Annotated in this window: 1 protein-coding gene; it reads right to left on the bottom strand. The window is 63.3% G+C overall.

Translation table 11 applies throughout. The annotated features are described in order from the left end of the window. On the bottom strand, positions 1 to 855 hold an 855-nt coding region (locus ABEA15_RS25560), incomplete at both ends, for a WXG100-like domain-containing protein (protein WP_486387888.1).

Genomic DNA, 855 nt, shown 5'->3' with positions numbered 1-855 from the left:
GGTTTCTGGTTTGGGGTCGGGAATGGTTTCTTGTTTGGGTGTGGGCGGGTCTGGAATCGGGTCGGGGATGGGTTCGGGGTCGGGTTTGACCGGGGGTGGGTCGGTGTCGATTCGGGGTGGGGGTGTGTTGGTGAGGATGTCGAGGTTGTTGCGGAGGACGCGGTCGATCTGGAGGCCGATGACTTTGTCGACGATGGGGGCGAGTCCGGCGGAGATGCTGCCGGTGATGAGGGCGCCGATGAATTCGTCGCGGGCCATTTTCATGTCGAGGGCGTCGCGTTTGCCGTTTTCGATCTGGCCGATCTGGATGAAGAGTCCGGCGAGGGCGCCGATCATTTCGAAGGCGATGTGGCCGAGCAGGGTGGTGAAGAACCAGGTGATGATGCGGCGGATGAGGAGGCTGCGGATGGCTTTGAAGGCGGGGATCCAGGTGAGGGAGGCGCCGCCGGTCCAGGGTGCCATGGCGATGGCGTAGGCGATTTCGGCGAGGAGCATGAGGAGTTGGACGAGGGCCATCCAGCTCATGTATTCGGCGTCGGCGGCGGCTTTGCGGAGGATGTCGGCGAGTTTTCTGCTGGTGTCGGTGGCGGCGGCGATGTAGTCGTTGTCGCCGGTGGTGTATTTTTTTATGGCTTCGCTGTAGTATTCGGCGGCGGTTCCGGAGAAGTTGGCGCGGGCTTTGCGGCGGGTGTTGTCGATGGTGTCGCGGAGTTCGTTGAGGGCGGTGATGAGGCCGTCGTGGGTTTCGGCGAGGGCGCGGAGTTTGGCGGGGTCGGTCTCGGGGATTTCGATGCCGAGGACCCATTTGGCGGTGTCGCGGACCCATTGCGCGCTGTCATGGGCGAAAGGGGGCAT

The sequence above is a fragment of the Streptomonospora halophila genome (assembly GCF_039542725.1).
Lineage (GTDB): Bacteria > Actinomycetota > Actinomycetes > Streptosporangiales > Streptosporangiaceae > Streptomonospora > Streptomonospora halophila.
Note: the sequence above shows the minus strand (reverse complement) of the source record. Positions and strands in the feature narration are given on the sequence as shown.